We start from the raw sequence: 17593 nt of genomic DNA, 5'->3' as shown, positions 1-17593 counted from the left end.
TGGTGTGTTAGTAATTCATTTGGTTGCAATTAATGGAATCTCCAATTCAAATGTTGTACCGTTTTCATTTAAAATGTTTGGTAGACCTGCTATTTGCTTAATCAACATCTTTATCATCTTTACTCCGAAAGAACCCGTAGGATTATCCCATGACGACTGAGGCATTCCAATTCCATTATCCTTAATTTTTAATTGGATAGCTATTGGTGTCTGACTGATAGCAATAACAATTGAGGGTCTTCCCTCCCAATTTTTAAAGGCATGCTTAAAGATATTGGTAATCCATTCATTCATTATTAAGCCAAGGGGCATAGCTACGTCCACATTGATATCATCAATACCGATGTCTACAGTAATGTCGATGTTATCACGATTTATACCAAAGCTTTCTAATATACTACTTATCAATACCGCTACAAACTCCTTCATATCAACCATGTTGGCATTATCGTGCTGATAAAGGCTACTATGGATGATTGACATGGCTTCAATTCTTTGTCTACTCACATCAAGGGCTTGCTTTGCATCATCATCTGCCATTCGATTTGATTGTAAAGTAAGTAAGCTTGATACAATTTGCAGATTGTTTTTTACCCTATGGTGTAGTTCTTGCATTAAAGTTTGTAGCTTTTCTGCCTGATCATTGATTTTTATATTTTTATCATTTAAGGTCGTATTCTTCTTGCGAATAATATTATAAGAATATACCAGCGTAGAGCTAAGGAGCATAAAAACAATAATACCCGCAATTAGCCATTGCATCTGTTTGCTTTTTAGCTCCGATGCCTGGTGCATTAAAGCTAACTCTGTATCTTTTTTACTACTCTCATACTTAATCTGCAATTCTCCCATCAGCTTTTCATTATTCTGCACATTTAGCGAATCATGAACCTCCAAGTATCTATCCATAAAAGGGATTGCCTTCTTTAAATCACCAGATGATCTATAGCAGTTAGCCATTGTTTCATAAAGCTCCATTGTGCGGTATGGTTGCTTAATTTCTATGCTAATGCTAATAGCTTTTTCTATGTACTTTGTTCCAAGAGCACGATTGCCTTTGCGATAATATGCCTCGCCTAGCCAGCAATAGCCATACGTTAATGATCTTTTTTTGTTGAGCGCCGTTGCCAAGGCTATGCCTTTTTCAGCATACATAATTGCTTTATCATAATCCCTCATATCTTTATAATGTTGGGCGATATTATGATAAAAGCTTACTCGTTCGCGTTCATATTTAGGACTTGACTCTGCCAATTTCAAGGCCTCAAACTGGGTATAGATACTACTATCAGCAGCTATCGAAAGCCCAAAATGCCTGACATATCCTCTTTTAAACATGGCTGATAGCCCCATCGCACCAATAATCCGCAATGTATCTTTGTTTAATTTGGCAACTTGTAGCGCTTTTGCAGCAGCCTCAAATGCCATAGGATAGTTAGTATTTTCTTTATGTAAGTTACCTATCAGCATATATATTTCTGCCATAGGTTCTTTTATATTGTATTTATGAGCCCTGTTCAAAGCATCAATGGCATAGCGCATAGCGCCAACATGATTAGCTTTTAAATGCTCATAATTGGCTTGAGACAAAGAAGCATACACCAACGACGCTTCATCTTGGTATACAGTATGAAAATTGTTAAAATCCTTCACAATCAGCAACAAAGAATCATTACTAAGCTTACGCGATTGTGTGACTAACTTATTAAGTCCTTCTTTGTAAGTTGCCTCATCGCCTTTTGTATTCCCTCCTTGGCCATAACCTGAGGCACAAAGGCATAGTATTAATATAAAAACACCGTAAATCGTCTTTTTAAGCATAATTAAGCAATGGCAACCTAACAAAACAGTATATCAGACCTTATTTCGATTACACACATAACAAGTTAATAGTGAAAATTATGATACTAATGTATGGACAATAATTGAAATAATACAAATCAAAGTATTTAAACAACCTATTTAAGGATGTAAGTGAGAGTTTTATGTATGCTAATAAAAATCATTTACTTACCTCATGATGCTTCCATAAAATACTAGTTGATACTCTCTCAACATTCAATATTTCATTATAATCTTCTATTATCCAAGGATGATTATGACACAACACTGAGAATATTATTCGTTTTATAAGCCATATTTTAAAATGTTTCGAAATTCTAAATGTTGTGCATTATAAAATAGGATGAAGATATCAATATCTATCTGAACAAATAGAAAAGATAAAGTCTTCCATGTAAATTAGTATTCTGAAATCTTTGCTCAATTGACAACAATAGTAAATCTTAAAAAACCTTTTCTATAAAGAATAAATACCATGAAAAAAATATTAGCAGGCCTATTCTTTGCAGCCCTTTGGGGTTCTGGCTCTGTTGCTACAAAAATAGGTTTAAAAGTTGCTCAACCACTTTTATTAATCACTACTCGCTTCTTTATTGCTGCATTGATAATGTTAGCAGTATCATTACTCATTAATAAAACACGTTTCCCCAAACAACATGAATGGCTTCCCTTAATAATATGTGGAGTGCTAAGCATGGCTATTTATCCAAGTGCCTTTGTTTTTGCGATGAAACACGTCACTGCTGGTATTGGCACATTGGGTAGCGCAGCTTGTCCACTCATAATAAGTGTTTTAAATGCTGTGTGGTTACGACAAAAAATCACTTGGAACATCTGGGCAGGGCTTTTTATAGGCTTAGGTGGCGTGGCTATCGCTATTTATCCTTTATTATTAAAAGCCTATGCTACCCCTTTCGGGATAATCTTGTTAAGTTTTAGCATGTTATGCTATTCAGTAGGAACGGTTTATTATCAAAGCATCAACTGGACATTACCTCGATTAAGTATCAATGGCTGGCAAGTATTATTCGGAGGATTGGTATTACTGCCTTTTACTACTTATTTCTATGAAGCAAGTCTCAATACTATTGACACAAAATTCTGGACTTCTATTCTTTGGCTCGTAATTCCTGTCTCTATTTTAGCTATCCAACTTTGGCTATACTTATTAAAAGTCGAACCTACAAAGGCTTCACTATGGTTATTTTTATGCCCTATTTTTGGCTTTTTGTATGCCTCATTACTTACAGACGAACCTATTACCATTTACACAGTAATCGGGACAGTTTTAGTCATTACTGGTTTGTACTTAGGAAAGAAAGAAAATATAGCCTCTAAAGATACAGCAGGGAAGTAGCCTATTTTACTTCTCCACTCCATTTTGGCTACATCATTTTCCAATTCGGCTACATTCCGCCAATGACAACTGATGAAATTTGTATTCAATTTTAAACAGAAGAAAATGAAGACAATATTCATCACAGGAGCATCAGCAGGTTTAGGAAAAGCCACAGCCAAACTATTTCAAGCGAAAGGATGGCAAGTAATTGCTACCATGCGAAATCCCGAAAAAGAGACAGATTTATCACTGTTAGAAAATGTAATCTTACTACCTTTAGATGTTACCAATCCGACCCAAATCAACGCAACTGTACAAAAAGCTATCCAATTAGCCAACATTGATATTGTTTTCAATAATGCAGGCTATGGTTTAGTTGGAGCTTTGGAAGCTTATTCCGACGAACAAATTACGACCCAAATTGAAACTAATTTGGTAGGTGTTCTTAGGGTAACTAAGGCATTTATTCCTTATTTTAAAGAAAAGCAAGAAGGTCTTTTTATCACTACTACTTCTATTTGCGGTTTATCATCCAATCCGTTATCGTGTGTGTATAATGCTACAAAATGGGCCTTGGAAGGTTGGAGCGAAAGCATTTCTTATGATTTAGCCCTCTTTAATATTGGCATTAAAACAGTAGCACCAGGGGGTATTAAAAGTAATTTTATGAATGTTATGCAGGTATCTTCAGATGCAAGTTATGATAATTTAAACAACCGAATGACGGAACTATTTGCCGATGGGACTTTAATGGAATTTACAGAGGCAACCCTCATTGCGGAGGTAGTTTATGAAGCTGCCACTGATGGTAAAGACCAATTGCGTTATCTTGCTGGCAATGATGCTAAAAGAACTTATCAGCAGCGATTAACCCAAGGAACGGAAGCATTTAGGATTGGTATGAAAAAATTACTACATCTACAATCTTAGTTAAAAGTTGTGAATACAAATCGCTGATATACACTATTTAAATCATCGTGAAAACGTCATTTATTTACCTACGGCTACTTAATCATTTTGTTACATTTGTATTATTTTAATTCTTTGCAAAATGAAAAGAGAAATTGGTTTACCTACTGTGTTTAATTCTATCTCTGAACTTCATAAAGCTTTGGGATTTCCTAAGCCTTTGCACCCGTTAATTAGTTTGGTTGACTATAGTGATATAAAAACAGCGCCAGACCAATTACCAACTTCTTTGTTACTGAATTTCTATAAAATATCTTATAAAACTAATTTGCAAGGAAAAGTAAAATATGGACAACATTATTATGATTTTGACGAAGGTGGTTTATCTTTTGTTTCACCCAATCAGTTAATATCAAGCAATGAATCAGAGAAAGATTATGCTGGTTATACTTTGTTGATCCATCCAGATTTTATCAGGCATTATCCATTAGGAAAAAGCATTAAAAACTTCGGGTTCTTTTCCTATTCAGTCAATGAGGCGCTTTTTCTTTCAGAAAAAGAAAAGCAAACAATCATATCGGTTTTTAAAAATATAGAACAAGAGTTAACAGCTACCATAGATGATTTTAGTCAAGATGTAATGATAGCTCACATTGAAGTGTTATTAAATTATAGTAATCGTTTTTACAAAAGGCAATTTATCACTAGAAAGGCTGTTAATCATGATTTATTGGCACAACTAGAAAGTTTATTAAATGATTATTTCAATCATAAAACGGGTATTGAACATGGCTTACCCACTGTTCAATACCTCTCTGAAAAATTAAATGTATCTTCACGGTATTTAAGTGATATGCTTCGTACATTAACGGGTCAGAATGCACAACAGCACATTCATCATCATTTGATTGAAAAGGCGAAAGAGATATTATCGACTAGTAATCTGACAGTAGCCGAAGTAGCCTATCAGTTGGGTTTTGAACATCCACAGTCGTTCAATAAAATATTCAAACAAAAAACTAACCTTACACCGATTGCTTTTAAGCAATCATTCAACTAACACCATGTCATATTGTAATGCAATAGAATTTATGTCGGAAGATAGAAAAGCTTTACACAAAGCCTATCACGACAAACTGTATGGTTTCCCTATACACGATGATAACGAGCTGTTTTGTCGACTAGTGCTTGAAATAAATCAAGCAGGATTGAGTTGGGAAACTGTTTTAAAAAAAGAAGCATCTTTCAGAAAGGCTTATGATAATTTTAATATCGAAATTGTAGCGGCCTATACAGAAGCTGACCGCGAAAGACTATTGGCGGATGCAGGAATTATTCGCAATCGCCTAAAAATAAATGCTGCCATAGAAAATGCCAAAACGATTTTAGTACTTCAAAAAGAATATGGTTCATTCGAAAAATGGCTGGAACACCATCATCCAAAAACAAAAGAAGAATGGGTGAAAATATTTAAGAAGACCTTTAAATTCACAGGTGGCGAGATTGTGAATGAATTTTTAATGAGTACAGGATATTTATTAGGCGCACATTCCGAAAATTGTGCTATTCATCAAGAGATAATAGCGACTAAACCGATGTGGTTGACAACGGTTTAACGACTATTCAGCAGATATTTTTATAATAATCTCTTTCTCTTTATGGATGATTAACTAAACTCGCTACAATATCTTGAACAGGAATAAATACTACTTTTTCAAGCACGATATAGAAAAACGAAGGTCTTAATTCATAATGCCCGTAGAATACAATGTTAGGAATGACAACGGATGCAATCAGGCAATAAATAGTGGTTTTACTTATTTCCTCTTTATCCACAAATTTGTTAAGCTGGCTTAATACAAGCATAAACAATGGAAAAAGGAAAGAAATACCCCTTGTTTGGTCGGCTACTACAAAAGCAGAGGCTGAAAAAACCAAACATACGATTAAATAAAAAGGAATCTTTTTTAGTCTAACTACTAGCAAAAAAACAAACACCCATAGTCCTTTGAATGTAAAGATGAATATACTAAAAAAAGAGTGTTGCCCTAACAAGTAGCCAAGACTAAAATCGTCTGGTAAGCTTGTTTTAAAATTTGGCAGACTTAACAGCGTGTATTTTCCAATAAAATAGCCAATCACCGCCAATGGAACTGCTCCATATATCATCAATTTTTTGTTTTGTTGGTCTTGCAAAAACCACCAAAACCAAACAGCTGGTACGGTTATAATCAATGTTCGTTCATTGGCGAAAATGGCACAAAATAAGCTAAAGGCTACAATAATTGGCTGTTTACTATAAATAGAGATGAGAATAAACAAAAAGGCAAAGGTATCTGCATGCCCAAAGGTATCGCCTGTTGCCGTATGACTGAAATAACAATAAGTACACGCGATACAAAACAAGATGGTATTGATAATGTGTCCCTTATTGATTCGATAAACCAATTTTACCAACAGAAGCTGAAAAATAAAACTTACTAGCAATTGGATAAGATACATTTGCTTGGTGCTACTGATAGAAAGAAGTTTCATAATCACAGGTACAGTCAGCCTCAAAGCTCTGTTATAGCCATATAGCACATTCTCTAAATAATCATTATTAGTAATATCCTTTGCCTGCATCAACATTACTCCCCACAAGCCCGTATGTAAATCTCCTGTATTTACAGGAGGATTTAATTGTACTGTCCAAACAAATAAAAAAAAGCTAAATACAATCCACCATATTGTTTTATTATGAAGCGTGTTAGATTTCACCTCTTCTATAAGTCTTGTAATGTTTTCTTGCATGCTTTCTTTGTTTTATTTGTAGTTTTTTAGTTGGGTATATACCAATTTTGGGCAAAAGTAGCTCATTTACTGTTATTAAGCATAAGCGTATATCAATTAGTTTTAGAGGAAACTTTAATAAAAAAAATAGTCTAAACCTTAAGCTTAGACTATTTATAGCAATTAACATAGTTATTTTACTGCTCTGTATAATGAAATGTAAGTCCTCCATCTACATAATAAGTAGAGCCTGTTACATATTTTGCATCATCAGACGCTAAAAATGCTACCACACCTGCTACATCTTCTGGTTCACCCAAACGGCGTAATGAAATATTATTTTGTAGTATTCCTAACAATTCGGGCTTACTTAATAAATCTGCATTTATTGGTGTACGAATGGCTCCAGGGGCTACATTGTTAATTCTAACATTCATAGGCCCTAATTCTACCGCTAAATTCCTCATGACCATTTGCATCGCTCCTTTACTAGCACAATAAGCCGTGAAATTCGGGAAAGGTAACTCTTCGTGTACAGAACTATTATTCACAATTACACCCACTACGTTGTTTTCTCTCATGTAACGAACAAAGGCTTGTGTCAGGAAAAACATACCTTTTAGGTTGATATTCATTACTGTATCATAGTCTTTTTCGGTTACGTCCCAGAAAGGTGCATTAATCTCTACGCCAGCATTGTTTACCAAAATATCTAGTTTCCCAAATACCTCTACACTTTCTTTAATCATGGCATACACCACTTCCACTTTCGAAATATCACTTTTTATAAAATGTACTTTTGCTCCTGTGGCTTCTATTTGTCGCTTGGTTTCGGCTACGTGCTCATCATCGTTTCTGCTATTAATTACTACGTTTGCCCCTTCTTGTGCAAAGCGAACGGCTATCGCCCGACCAATTCCTTTACTGCTACCTGTTATTAAAGCTACTTTCCCTGAGAATCTTGACATGGTATTTTGTAAGTTTAGTTGATAGAATTTTAAAATAAACTGCTTGTATTTTCATAAAAATAGTCAAAATCCTTCGTTAAAAACATATTTCTATACTAGGATTAAATTTTAATATTGTATTTTCATAAAATAAAATTAGTACTTATTTAACGAATTTTATTTTGGAAAATTTAAAGCAATATTTTCAAGGCGTAGGTTTCTCGGAAGAAGATTTAGAGATTATCATGAATTCTTTTTTCTTAAAAGAATTCAAAAAGGATGAATATTTTATTGAAGCAGATAAAATAAGCAAACATCTAGGGTTTATTGCCACGGGTACATTTCAATATTTTGTGTTACTGAATGATGGCGAGGAAAGAACAACCTACATGGCTATTGAAAACAGTTTTGTAGCTTCTTTACTAAGTTTTTTGAATGAAACTCCCTCGCGAGAATACATCCGAGCATTATCAGATTCAAGCGTTTGGCTCATTGAAAAAAGTAGCCTTTTAAATTTACAAAATACCATTCCCGCTTTCAAAGACTTCTACATCGAATTGTTAGAATGGCAAATAAGCTGTATCGATAAAAGTCGTCTTGATTTTATTATGCTTACAGCCGAACAACGCTATGAGAAAATGTTAAAAGAAGAACCGCATCTTTTACACAAAATTCCTTTACAATATTTAGCTTCTATCCTTGGTGTTACACCTCGGCATTTAAGTCGCATCCGCAAAAATATTGCTTAATATTTTTCTTCATTCAATTGCTTTTAGACATTTGTCTAGTACCTTCAAAAATCACCTAGCGAACTTTGTATCATCAATTTAACAAATAAACGATGATATGAAAAAGTTATTCTTACTCTCTTTACTTCTTTTGGTTGCAAGTAAATCTTTCACACAAAACAAGTTTTCTAAACAAGAAATTAGCATCAATGCTTTTAGAAATCCATCTATCGGATTAGAGTATCGCTACAAATCTGTTTCTATTCATGGTGGTTATTATATCACTAGTTTTGATCCGGGCATTACCACAAAATTCATTAAGGTTGGTGCTACTTTATGGTTTTTGCCAGTAGGACATCAAGAAAACCCATCTTCATTTTATGCACAACTAAGTTATCTAAGAGGGTTAAACAGAGCATATGAAGATAAAAACGGTGCTTCGGTAGATGTTGGTTTCCGTTGGATGGTTTGGCAAGGATTAAACCTTAGAATTGGCGTAGTTGCCTTAGCAGCAGAAGGACAAAGCCTAAAAATAAACCCTACACCAAGCATTGGCTATGCCTTCTTCTTCTAAAATCATGGAAAAGCAATTATTCAACACAGAAAAAACAATTGGTATTTTACTAATTACAGGTAGCATTCTTTTATTGATTCCTTATACTATTCTCTCAATCATTTTTGAATACCCTGTCATTCTCAGACAAGACACGGGTGTCATTCTAACAAAATTCCATGAAGGAGGAAGTCCTCTTATCTGGACTTGGTGGGCATTTGCTATAGTGGGTTTACCATTATTAGAAGCCGTTATATTAATGGGTCAAAAACTAGAAAACAAGTTCTACTTTGTTCGTTGGGCTACTACTTTAGGCATTATTGGTTTAGTAGTGCAGATGATAGGATTATTACGTTGGACTTTCGTTGTACCAATGCTGGCAAATAATTATGTTCACGGAAATGCCATGCAAAAAGCAGCGAATGTAGTTTCATTTCAATTAATTCACCAATTTGGTGGCGTAATATTGGGGGAACATTTAGGGCAAATTTTTACCATTGCATGGACAATCATGATTGCCTCTGCTTTACAATTAATGAAGGTAATGCCCAAATGGATAATTTATTGGGGTTATATAGCTTCGGGTATTTATTTGTTGGCTCAAACAGAATTATTTGCAACCGTTATTCCTACTTTTCCAGTAGTTAATTTCGCAGGATTTATCGGAAGTACGTTATGGTTGATTTGGTTAATAATTATTGGAGTTAAGTTTTTGAAGCTTAAACTTTAGTCGAATTTCAACGATAATTTGAACTATGAGATACAATTGAACATTATGATTAAAGAGTTTCATACTCATTCATCATTCTAAAACCGTTCAGTTACGTATGTCACAATTATTTAGTTCGATAAAAATTAAGGAGCTTACTTTAAAGAATCGTATTGTTGTTTCTCCGATGTGCCAATATTCATCCATAGATGGTTTTGCAAACGATTGGCACTTTGTACATTTAGGCAGTAGAGCCGTTGGCGGAGCAGGGTTAGTCATTACCGAAGCAGCCGCTACTTCACCAGAAGGCAGAATTTCACCCGATGATTTAGGCATTTGGAAAGATGAACATATAGAAGGCTTACGGAAAATAACTACTTTCATCAAAGCAAACGGCGCAGAAGCAGGTATTCAGTTAGCTCATGCAGGCAGAAAAGCAAGTACTGCTTCTCAATGGAAAGGAAGTAAATTAGTGCCGATAGAAGAAGGCGGTTGGCAAGTAGTAGCACCAAGCGAAATTCCTTTTAATGATGCTTATGGTTTACCAAAACCCTTAACACAAGCTGAAATCCAACAAATTGTGATAGATTTTAAAAACGCTGCTGAAAGAGCTTTGAAAGCAGGATTTAGCGTTGTTGAAATTCATGCAGCACATGGTTATCTGATTCATCAGTTTTTATCTCCCCTCAGCAACCAACGAACAGATGAATACGGAGGAAGTTTTGAGAATAGAATACGTTTTTTGGTGGAAGTCGTTGAAGCCGTAAAAACCGTTTGGCCCGATACATTACCTTTATTCGTAAGAATTTCGGCTACAGAGTGGGCAGAAGGAGGGTGGAATCAAGATGATGCCATCAAGCTTTCAGCTATTCTTAAAAACCTTGGTATCGATTTAATTGATTGCTCGACAGGAGGGAATATCCATACTGCTAAAATTCCAGTAGGTCCTGCTTATCAGGTGACTTTTGCTGAAAATATCAAAAAAGAAACGGGGATTCTTACAGGTGCAGTAGGTTTGTTAACTAGTTCCGCTCAGATAGAATCAATCCTTGTAACAGGTCAAGCTGATTTAATCTTTTTAGCACGAGAATTACTCCGTGACCCATATTTCCCATTAAGAGCTGCCGCTGAATTAGGGCAAAAAGATGTGCAATGGCCAGTACAGTATGAAAGAGGAAAATTTAGATAATAGTAGCACGAGTTTTCAACTCGTCAAAAATAAAATAAGGCGGGAATTAATTCCCGCCTTATTAATTAAAGAACTCAATGTCTAAATCTTAAACTGCAAAGTAGCTACAATACTTCTTCCATCTGAACTCCAAACACCAACACCAGGATAACCCGTTGGGCGTTTTGTAAAATATTGTTCGTTAGTAATATTGTTGATACCTAACTTTAACGTATAGCTTGGTGCTATTTTTAGCGAAGTATTAAAGTCTAAAATACTATAAGATGGCACTAACCCTTTTGAACCATCTGCACTAGGCTTTTCGGTATTAAGGGCATCTGAATAACTATCTGCTACATAACTATATTGCAACGTAGCACTTACAATTTTATGCGAAATCATTACACCATTTCTACTAATCCATCTTGGTACAGTCTCTAAACGATTGCCTACGATACTTTTGTTTTCACCACTCAACGTAACAGACCCTTTTACATAACTTGCATCAAAATATGAAGTGGCTGTAAAAATAGATACCTCAGTAGTTTTTGTTCTAATTGGTTTTGCTTCAATAAATACTTCTAACCCTTTAGTCAAGCTACTTCCAACATTCGTTTTATACACGAAGTTGTTTCCCGACGCATCTGGTAAAATCAAACTTCCAATTCTATTATCATATTGAATCTGGAAATAAGTAATATCAAAGTGTAAAATTTGTTTGTGATTTCCTCTGATACCTATTTCAGCATTATAGCCCGAAGCATCTTTAAGATTTTGGTCAGTAACATCCAACGCTGTTGGTGGTATAATATCTGAGAAAATAACTGGTCTATATGCTTGAGACCACCCTCCATAAATTTTAAGATGATTGTTAATCTTGTATTGCGAATTAACACCAAAAAGAGGGAAAGAATGTTTAATCTCGTTAGGTACTTTATCAGAGGCTAAGTATTTAATATATCCTGACATTTTAGTTGTACCACTTTCTAAACGAAACGCAGGCGAAATATTAAATCTTGGTGTTACATAAAATATGTTTTCTACAAACACCGCTACATTCTGTGTTTTATAATGTAAATCTCTTCCCCAAGCTGGGTCAACCAATGTTAAATCATAATCTGAACCCGTAGTTCCTTTTCCTAATTGCTGACGATTCAAATCATTATTGATATAACGAAGTCCACCGACTAAAGTATTTTTAAAATTGCCGATATTGTAATACTTCGTTAAACGCAATTCAGATGAATAACTATTGAAATGGTCAATATCAACCTGACGGTTTTTGTATTGATTTGTTGCTGGGTCAATGGCATCTGGAACATTTGCTAAAGCTACTATTTGTACACTATTTCTAGTTCCTAATACAGCTGAGTTTATCCAGTTTAGTTGTGTACTTTCATTAATTTTCCAATCGAATGATAAAGAAGGAACCACAATATCTGGACTAAAGTAATTTCTGCTACGGGTTGACTGGCGAGGGTCTTGATAGAACATATCGTCTGTCAATGGACCGGGGATATGAAAAACATATTGGCTTCTTCCGATTTCAGCTTTTGCTTTTAATTTAGATGAAAACTCATATTCTAAAGCAAGAAACTGCGACTGTGCATCAGATTGTGCATTTTTACGATAGCCATCTGAAACTCTTTTTTGAAAATATCCATAATATTTCAATTTCCCCACTTTACCACCAATCGCATTATAAGAACTAAATAACCCATACGAACCTACTGAGTTGATACTTTCAAAAGATATTTTTTTAGTAGTATCAGCCTGTTTGGTTACATAATTTATCATTCCACCAAACTGAGCACCATATTGTAAAGAAGCTGTACCACGTACAATTTCTATCTTTTGAATAGATTCCATTGGCGCACTATAATGACTTGCGGGATAGCCATAAATATCACTATTGGTCATTATTCCGTTCTGACGAACATTATATTCCCAACTACGGTGTGGGTCGAGTCCACGTGTTGATATATTCATTTGGTTTCCAGAACCATCCATATCATACACAAATGCACCTGCTACTTTCGCAAAAATTTGTCTTCCAGTTTTTTCTGATATATTTGCGTTCAAACTTTGAACAGAAATTACTTCATGTTTTTTACCCGAGAAAATATAGGAATTATGAACATCGTTTAAAGGCAATAAGCTATTTTCATCACGTTTAAAAGCTTTTACTTCTACTTCGTCGAGATGCTTAACCTTGCTTGAATCACTGGTAGTCTTTTGGCTAAATGCTAAAGAGGGGAGTAATAAAAAGGGGAGTAAAATATGTTTCATATTGTTGGCTAAAGTTAATCTATTTGTATTTTTCCAAAATTATGGAAATTTATATCTTTATCCAAAAATACGGAACGTAATTTTTAACTAGTCTAGTTATAATCTTTTAATAGCCATTTCAACACTGTTTTTTCTATTGTTGCTTTTAATACGGGCTTTGTGATATAGTCGTCCATTCCTGCTTCCATACATCTTTCTTTCTCTCCCACAATGGTTTCGGCAGTTAAAGCAATAATCGGTACTCTCCTTTCTTGTTTTTCGAGTGCTCTTATAATTTTTGTTGCTTCATAACCACCTATTTCTGGCATCTGAACATCCATAAAGATGATATCTGGATTACTCTCCTTGTACTTTTCTATCGCAATTTTGCCATCAACAGCTTCAACTACTTTCGCTTCAGGAAATAATCTGCTAAATATTGTTCTAGCTAATAGCATATTTATTGGATTATCTTCCGCGATAAGTATCGTTATGTTATGTAGCCTATTCCCTATTTTAGCAGGAGGTTGCTCTTCTATTTGAACTGTTTCTACAGGCTCTATTCTATTTATTAATTCATGCAATGCATTGTATAACTGTTGTATCTTAATTGGCTTTACTAATTGCTGTTTTATGCCTAGCTCTTCGCATGCCTTCGTAATTTCATAATCATCCGACGAGCTATACAATAGCATGATTGGCTGAGCTTCTGGAGATAGTCTAAGTTCTTCTCTAATTTTTCTTGCAGCCTGAATACCATTCATTTCAGGCATTTTGTAGTCAATCAAAATAGCATCATAACGGTTGCCAGCACTCAATAATTCTATACATTCTTGACCACTTAGTACCTGTTCTGAAGGAATAGATTTCAATGCCAACATTTCTTTCAAAATGATACGGTTATTAGCATTATCATCTACTATCAATACATTTTTAATGCTCTCTAAAGAGGCATCCGACTCTACAGCATCGCCTTCTACAGCTTTTAGTGAAATATAAAAGAAAAAAGTACTGCCTATGCCCATCTGACTTTCTACTTGCAGTTTACTTCCCATCAAACCCAACAATTTATTTGAAATCGTCAAGCCTAAGCCTGTTCCGCCAAACTTTCGGGTAGTTGAGGCATCTTCTTGAGAGAAAGCTGTAAATATCTTTTTTTGATTTTTAGGATCAATCCCCACACCTGTATCTCTTACCGAAAATCTAAATTTAGCATGCCCACTCAAGTCACTTTTCAGCAACATGATTTTCAATTCTATCTCCCCTGACTTCGTAAATTTCACAGCATTCCCTAAAAGATTTACCAATACTTGGCGTAAGCGAATAGAATCTACCCAAATAAAACGAGGAATATCTGACTGAATATTAAGCAATACTTCTAGCTTTTTATCATTTGCCTGATAGCTTATGATATCAACTACTTGTTCGCCCAGTTTGTATAAATCATATTGTTCAATCGACAGCTCTAGTTTTCCTGCTTCAATTTTCGAGAAATCAAGAATATCATTGATGATATCTAATAAAGAGTTGGCAGATTGGAAAACAGTAGACATATATTGCTTCTGTGTATTGTCTAGCTTGGTCTTCATCAATAAATCAACAAAACCAATTACGCCATTCAAAGGCGTTCTGATTTCATGGCTCATATTTGCTAAGAATTCAGATTTTGCCCTTCCACCTTGCTCTGCTTGTTCTTTAGCTTTTCGCAAAGAATAGGCAAATCGGTAAGACAGAATCAGATTTTGAAAAAATATAAAGCCTAAAAAACCAAAAATGAAGTAAAATGGTGAAGCATCTAATACTTTCAAATAACTCAGAATGGTTAGACCAATAGCAATTCCTAACGATAAAAAGCTTAAAAAGGCATATTTTGAGCCTACCCGTTTATTAATTACAGCCCTAATCGCCACATAAAAACTATATACGATAAAGAATAATACAATAAAAAGGAATAACTGAGAAGCCAACGTAAAAAATGAAATTGGCGTCAGCATCAATATAACGATATAAAATATGCTTGAAAAGCTTACAAATTTGATAAAACAATCTTTTGTTTCGTCGGGATATAAGTCTTTAAGAAATAATGTGAAAATAAAAATGCAGAAGAATATCGCAAAATATTCAACATGGATTGAAAAATACCAATTTAAGTTAGGCAAGATATGATGCAAATAATATTGCTTATCAACGCCAACGATTCTGTAAATAAAGAATAAGCAAAAGAGGGCAAAATAAAGAATTTCGCGGTCTCGTTGCCCCATGAAGTAAAGGCCAAAAAAGAATAGACTTCCCATAAACAATACGCCTGCGAGTAACAAATCAGAGGCAATTTCTCTTTCTCTTTGTTCATGCATTATTTCGGAGTCACCCAACACAATCATTTGAGAAATTCCACCCTTATAATGTTCAAAATTAGCAATCTGTAAGACTAACTTTAATGTATCAGTTTTAGCATAGTAATTCCTAAGGATGGGTAACCATTGCGGTTTATACTGCTCTTTATTTTTAGCAACTACTCCATTAACAGCAAATAGTTCTCCGTTCACCCAAAAGTTAAAAGTACAGTAAGTAGCAGGCAGAAAGAAGGCTAAAGAAGGATTTCTCCTGTGGTCAATCACCAAATCTAATGAATAGGTAGCTACTCCAAAAGCTTTATAAGGCATATTCAATTGCTCATGCTTATTCCAAACTTTGGTTAAATCTGTATAATAACTTGGTTTAGGCTTAGCAGCAAGCATCTGAGGAGTTAATAGCTGGTTCCAATAAAATGCCCAAGGACCTCTTAACTCTGTATTATCTTTTTTGAAATTATGTTGTCTTAAATCCAAAACTCCTTTATTAGCATGATATTCTGTTGCCAATAAAGGTGAAGTGATGAAAGATAGGAAGAATATAGTAAAGGTAAGTACGCTATGTTTTACATTATAATTCTCAAAAACAAAATAATACATCCTTTGATTCATGTTTTTATTTTGTTTTTGCAAGTACTGATAACGCTGAATTTCTAAAAAGAACTTTTTCATCAGAATACTTGATTAATTATTGATACTAGAACTGAAATCATAGCAGTTAATTCCGTTACAAAAGAATATTAAATAATTCTTTTGTACAAAGTTATTTTCATTATTAATTAAGCATAAATAATCAATAACGAAAGTTTATAAATAACACTGTAATGGCAGATTTGTTTTTAAACGCAAAAACACCCCTTATTATTTAATTAATAAGGGGTGTTCTAATATTTTTGGGGTTTATTTACTTTCCCGCATGTGATTGCAGTATCATCAACGGAACTGGGCTTAACTTCTCTGTTCGAGATGGGAAGAGGTGAACACCAGTCCTATCAACCCCATAAATTCTTTGAGCTATTAAGCTCTATTTCTTTATGAGTAATTCATATAATATTGTGAAAGATGTTGAAGAGTAAGAACTATAAAGATTATATATCATACGGTTGTATTAATAAAGCTGTTGGGTAATTAGTATTGCTCGACTTTGGTATTTCTACCTTTACATCTGCAACCTATCAAGGTCGTCATCTACGACCGCCCTTATATGGATTACTCATCTTCAGGTCAGTTTCGCACTTAGATGCTTTCAGCGCTTATCTGGTCCCGACGTAGCTACTCAGCTATGCTCTTGGCAGAACAACTGATACACCAGCGGTCAGTCCAACTCGGTCCTCTCGTACTAAAGTCAGAACCTGTCAATAATCCTACGCCCACAACAGATAGGGACCGAACTGTCTCACGACGTTCTGAACCCAGCTCGCGTGCCACTTTAATCGGCGAACAGCCGAACCCTTGGGACCTTCTCCAGCCCCAGGATGTGACGAGCCGACATCGAGGTGCCAAACCTCCCCGTCGATGTGAGCTCTTGGGGGAGATCAGCCTGTTATCCCCAGAGTACCTTTTATCCTTTGAGCGATGGCTGTTCCATACTAAACCACCGGATCACTATATCCTACTTTCGTACCTGATCGACTTGTATGTCTCACAGTCAAGCACCCTTTTGCTATTGCACTCTACGCACGGTTACCAAGCGTGCTGAGGGTACCTTTGAAAGCCTCCGTTACTCTTTTGGAGGCGACCACCCCAGTCAAACTACCCACCAAGCAATGTCCCTATTTAGGTTAGAATTCCAGTACAAGAAGGGTGGTATTTCAACGTTGACTCCATCATGCCTAGCGACACAATTTCACAGTCTCCCACCTATCCTACACATCCAGTACCAGAACTCAATGCTAAGCTATAGTAAAGGTTCATGGGGTCTTTCCGTCCCGTTGCGGGTAAACGGCATCTTCACCGTTACTACAATTTCACCGAGCTCACGGCTGAGACAGTGTCCAGATCGTTACA

Annotated in this window: 13 protein-coding genes and 2 rRNA genes (1 of these 15 only partly in view); 8 read left to right on the top strand and 7 right to left on the bottom strand. The window is 35.2% G+C overall.

Annotation, left to right across the window (positions count from 1 at the left end; all coding sequences use genetic code 11):
• Positions 1–15 precede the first annotated feature (15 nt).
• On the bottom strand, positions 16–1821 hold the full coding sequence (locus AC1RNE_RS12990; protein ID WP_492801366.1) for a tetratricopeptide repeat-containing sensor histidine kinase: 1806 nt from the start codon (positions 1819–1821) through the stop codon (positions 16–18).
• Positions 1822–2317: 496 nt separating this feature from the next.
• Between AC1RNE_RS12990 and AC1RNE_RS12985 the strand changes: the two genes are divergently transcribed.
• The 4 genes from AC1RNE_RS12985 to AC1RNE_RS12970 all read left to right on the top strand — a co-directional run bounded on the left by AC1RNE_RS12985 (position 2318) and on the right by AC1RNE_RS12970 (position 5706).
• Positions 2318–3199 (top strand): DMT family transporter, encoded by an 882-nt coding sequence (locus AC1RNE_RS12985; RefSeq protein ID WP_492801365.1) that lies wholly within the window; start codon positions 2318–2320, stop codon positions 3197–3199.
• A 105-nt stretch (positions 3200–3304) separates the two neighbouring features.
• Complete coding sequence (locus AC1RNE_RS12980; protein ID WP_492801364.1) at positions 3305–4111, top strand: SDR family oxidoreductase; 807 nt, start codon at positions 3305–3307, stop codon at positions 4109–4111.
• A 121-nt stretch (positions 4112–4232) separates the two neighbouring features.
• Entirely contained in the window at positions 4233–5150 is a 918-nt protein-coding gene (locus tag AC1RNE_RS12975) for a helix-turn-helix domain-containing protein (protein WP_492801363.1), read from the top strand.
• A 4-nt stretch (positions 5151–5154) separates the two neighbouring features.
• On the top strand, positions 5155–5706 hold the full coding sequence (locus AC1RNE_RS12970) for a DNA-3-methyladenine glycosylase I (protein WP_492801362.1): 552 nt from the start codon (positions 5155–5157) through the stop codon (positions 5704–5706).
• 40 nt (positions 5707–5746) lie between these two features.
• On the opposite strand, the gene AC1RNE_RS12965 is transcribed toward AC1RNE_RS12970, so the two are convergent.
• On the bottom strand, positions 5747–6883 hold the full coding sequence (locus tag AC1RNE_RS12965; RefSeq protein ID WP_492801361.1) for a hypothetical protein: 1137 nt from the start codon (positions 6881–6883) through the stop codon (positions 5747–5749).
• A 176-nt stretch (positions 6884–7059) separates the two neighbouring features.
• Positions 7060–7830 carry an SDR family NAD(P)-dependent oxidoreductase gene (locus AC1RNE_RS12960; protein ID WP_492801360.1) on the bottom strand — a complete coding sequence of 257 codons (771 nt, stop codon included), beginning with the start codon at positions 7828–7830 and terminating at the stop codon, positions 7060–7062.
• Positions 7831–7991: 161 nt separating this feature from the next.
• Between AC1RNE_RS12960 and AC1RNE_RS12955 the strand changes: the two genes are divergently transcribed.
• The 4 genes from AC1RNE_RS12955 (at position 7992) to namA (ending at position 10988) form a co-directional block, all read left to right on the top strand.
• Positions 7992–8558, top strand: coding sequence for a Crp/Fnr family transcriptional regulator (locus AC1RNE_RS12955; RefSeq protein ID WP_492801359.1), 567 nt, complete (start codon positions 7992–7994; stop codon positions 8556–8558).
• A 97-nt stretch (positions 8559–8655) separates the two neighbouring features.
• A complete protein-coding gene (locus AC1RNE_RS12950; protein WP_492801358.1) occupies positions 8656–9111 on the top strand; it encodes a hypothetical protein in 456 nt (151 codons plus the stop codon).
• Positions 9112–9115: 4 nt separating this feature from the next.
• Complete coding sequence (locus AC1RNE_RS12945; protein WP_492801357.1) at positions 9116–9820, top strand: DUF4386 domain-containing protein; 705 nt, start codon at positions 9116–9118, stop codon at positions 9818–9820.
• Between the two features lie 97 nt (positions 9821–9917).
• Positions 9918–10988, top strand: a complete 1071-nt coding sequence (gene namA, locus AC1RNE_RS12940) for an NADPH dehydrogenase NamA (protein ID WP_492801356.1) — start codon at positions 9918–9920, stop codon at positions 10986–10988.
• Positions 10989–11069: 81 nt separating this feature from the next.
• On the opposite strand, the gene AC1RNE_RS12935 is transcribed toward namA, so the two are convergent.
• From AC1RNE_RS12935 to AC1RNE_RS12920, 4 genes are all read right to left on the bottom strand, one after another.
• Entirely contained in the window at positions 11070–13256 is a 2187-nt protein-coding gene (locus AC1RNE_RS12935) for a TonB-dependent receptor family protein (protein ID WP_492801355.1), read from the bottom strand.
• 92 nt (positions 13257–13348) lie between these two features.
• Positions 13349–16258, bottom strand: a complete 2910-nt coding sequence (locus tag AC1RNE_RS12930; RefSeq protein WP_492801354.1) for a response regulator — start codon at positions 16256–16258, stop codon at positions 13349–13351.
• A 219-nt stretch (positions 16259–16477) separates the two neighbouring features.
• Positions 16478–16589 (bottom strand): 5S ribosomal RNA (rrf, locus tag AC1RNE_RS12925).
• A 105-nt stretch (positions 16590–16694) separates the two neighbouring features.
• Positions 16695–17593, bottom strand: a 23S ribosomal RNA gene (locus tag AC1RNE_RS12920) (it continues 1929 nt past the right edge of the window).

The sequence above is a fragment of the Arcicella sp. GW822-FHT02H01 genome (assembly GCF_058802005.1).
The sequence above is the reverse complement of the archived record's forward strand: the minus strand, read 5'-3'. Positions and strand labels throughout refer to the sequence as shown.

Coding starts and splice junctions, on each gene's coding strand:
- AC1RNE_RS12980 (WP_492801364.1), top strand. CDS start 3,305: ATGAAGACAATATTCATCACAGGAGCATCAGCAGGTTTAGGAAAAGCC.
- AC1RNE_RS12960 (WP_492801360.1), bottom strand. CDS start 7,830: ATGTCAAGATTCTCAGGGAAAGTAGCTTTAATAACAGGTAGCAGTAAA.
- AC1RNE_RS12950 (WP_492801358.1), top strand. CDS start 8,656: ATGAAAAAGTTATTCTTACTCTCTTTACTTCTTTTGGTTGCAAGTAAA.
- AC1RNE_RS12965 (WP_492801361.1), bottom strand. CDS start 6,883: ATGCAAGAAAACATTACAAGACTTATAGAAGAGGTGAAATCTAACACG.
- AC1RNE_RS12985 (WP_492801365.1), top strand. CDS start 2,318: ATGAAAAAAATATTAGCAGGCCTATTCTTTGCAGCCCTTTGGGGTTCT.
- AC1RNE_RS12935 (WP_492801355.1), bottom strand. CDS start 13,256: ATGAAACATATTTTACTCCCCTTTTTATTACTCCCCTCTTTAGCATTT.
- AC1RNE_RS12975 (WP_492801363.1), top strand. CDS start 4,233: ATGAAAAGAGAAATTGGTTTACCTACTGTGTTTAATTCTATCTCTGAA.
- AC1RNE_RS12945 (WP_492801357.1), top strand. CDS start 9,116: ATGGAAAAGCAATTATTCAACACAGAAAAAACAATTGGTATTTTACTA.
- AC1RNE_RS12970 (WP_492801362.1), top strand. CDS start 5,155: ATGTCATATTGTAATGCAATAGAATTTATGTCGGAAGATAGAAAAGCT.
- AC1RNE_RS12930 (WP_492801354.1), bottom strand. CDS start 16,258: ATGAAAAAGTTCTTTTTAGAAATTCAGCGTTATCAGTACTTGCAAAAA.
- namA (WP_492801356.1), top strand. CDS start 9,918: ATGTCACAATTATTTAGTTCGATAAAAATTAAGGAGCTTACTTTAAAG.
- AC1RNE_RS12990 (WP_492801366.1), bottom strand. CDS start 1,821: ATGCTTAAAAAGACGATTTACGGTGTTTTTATATTAATACTATGCCTT.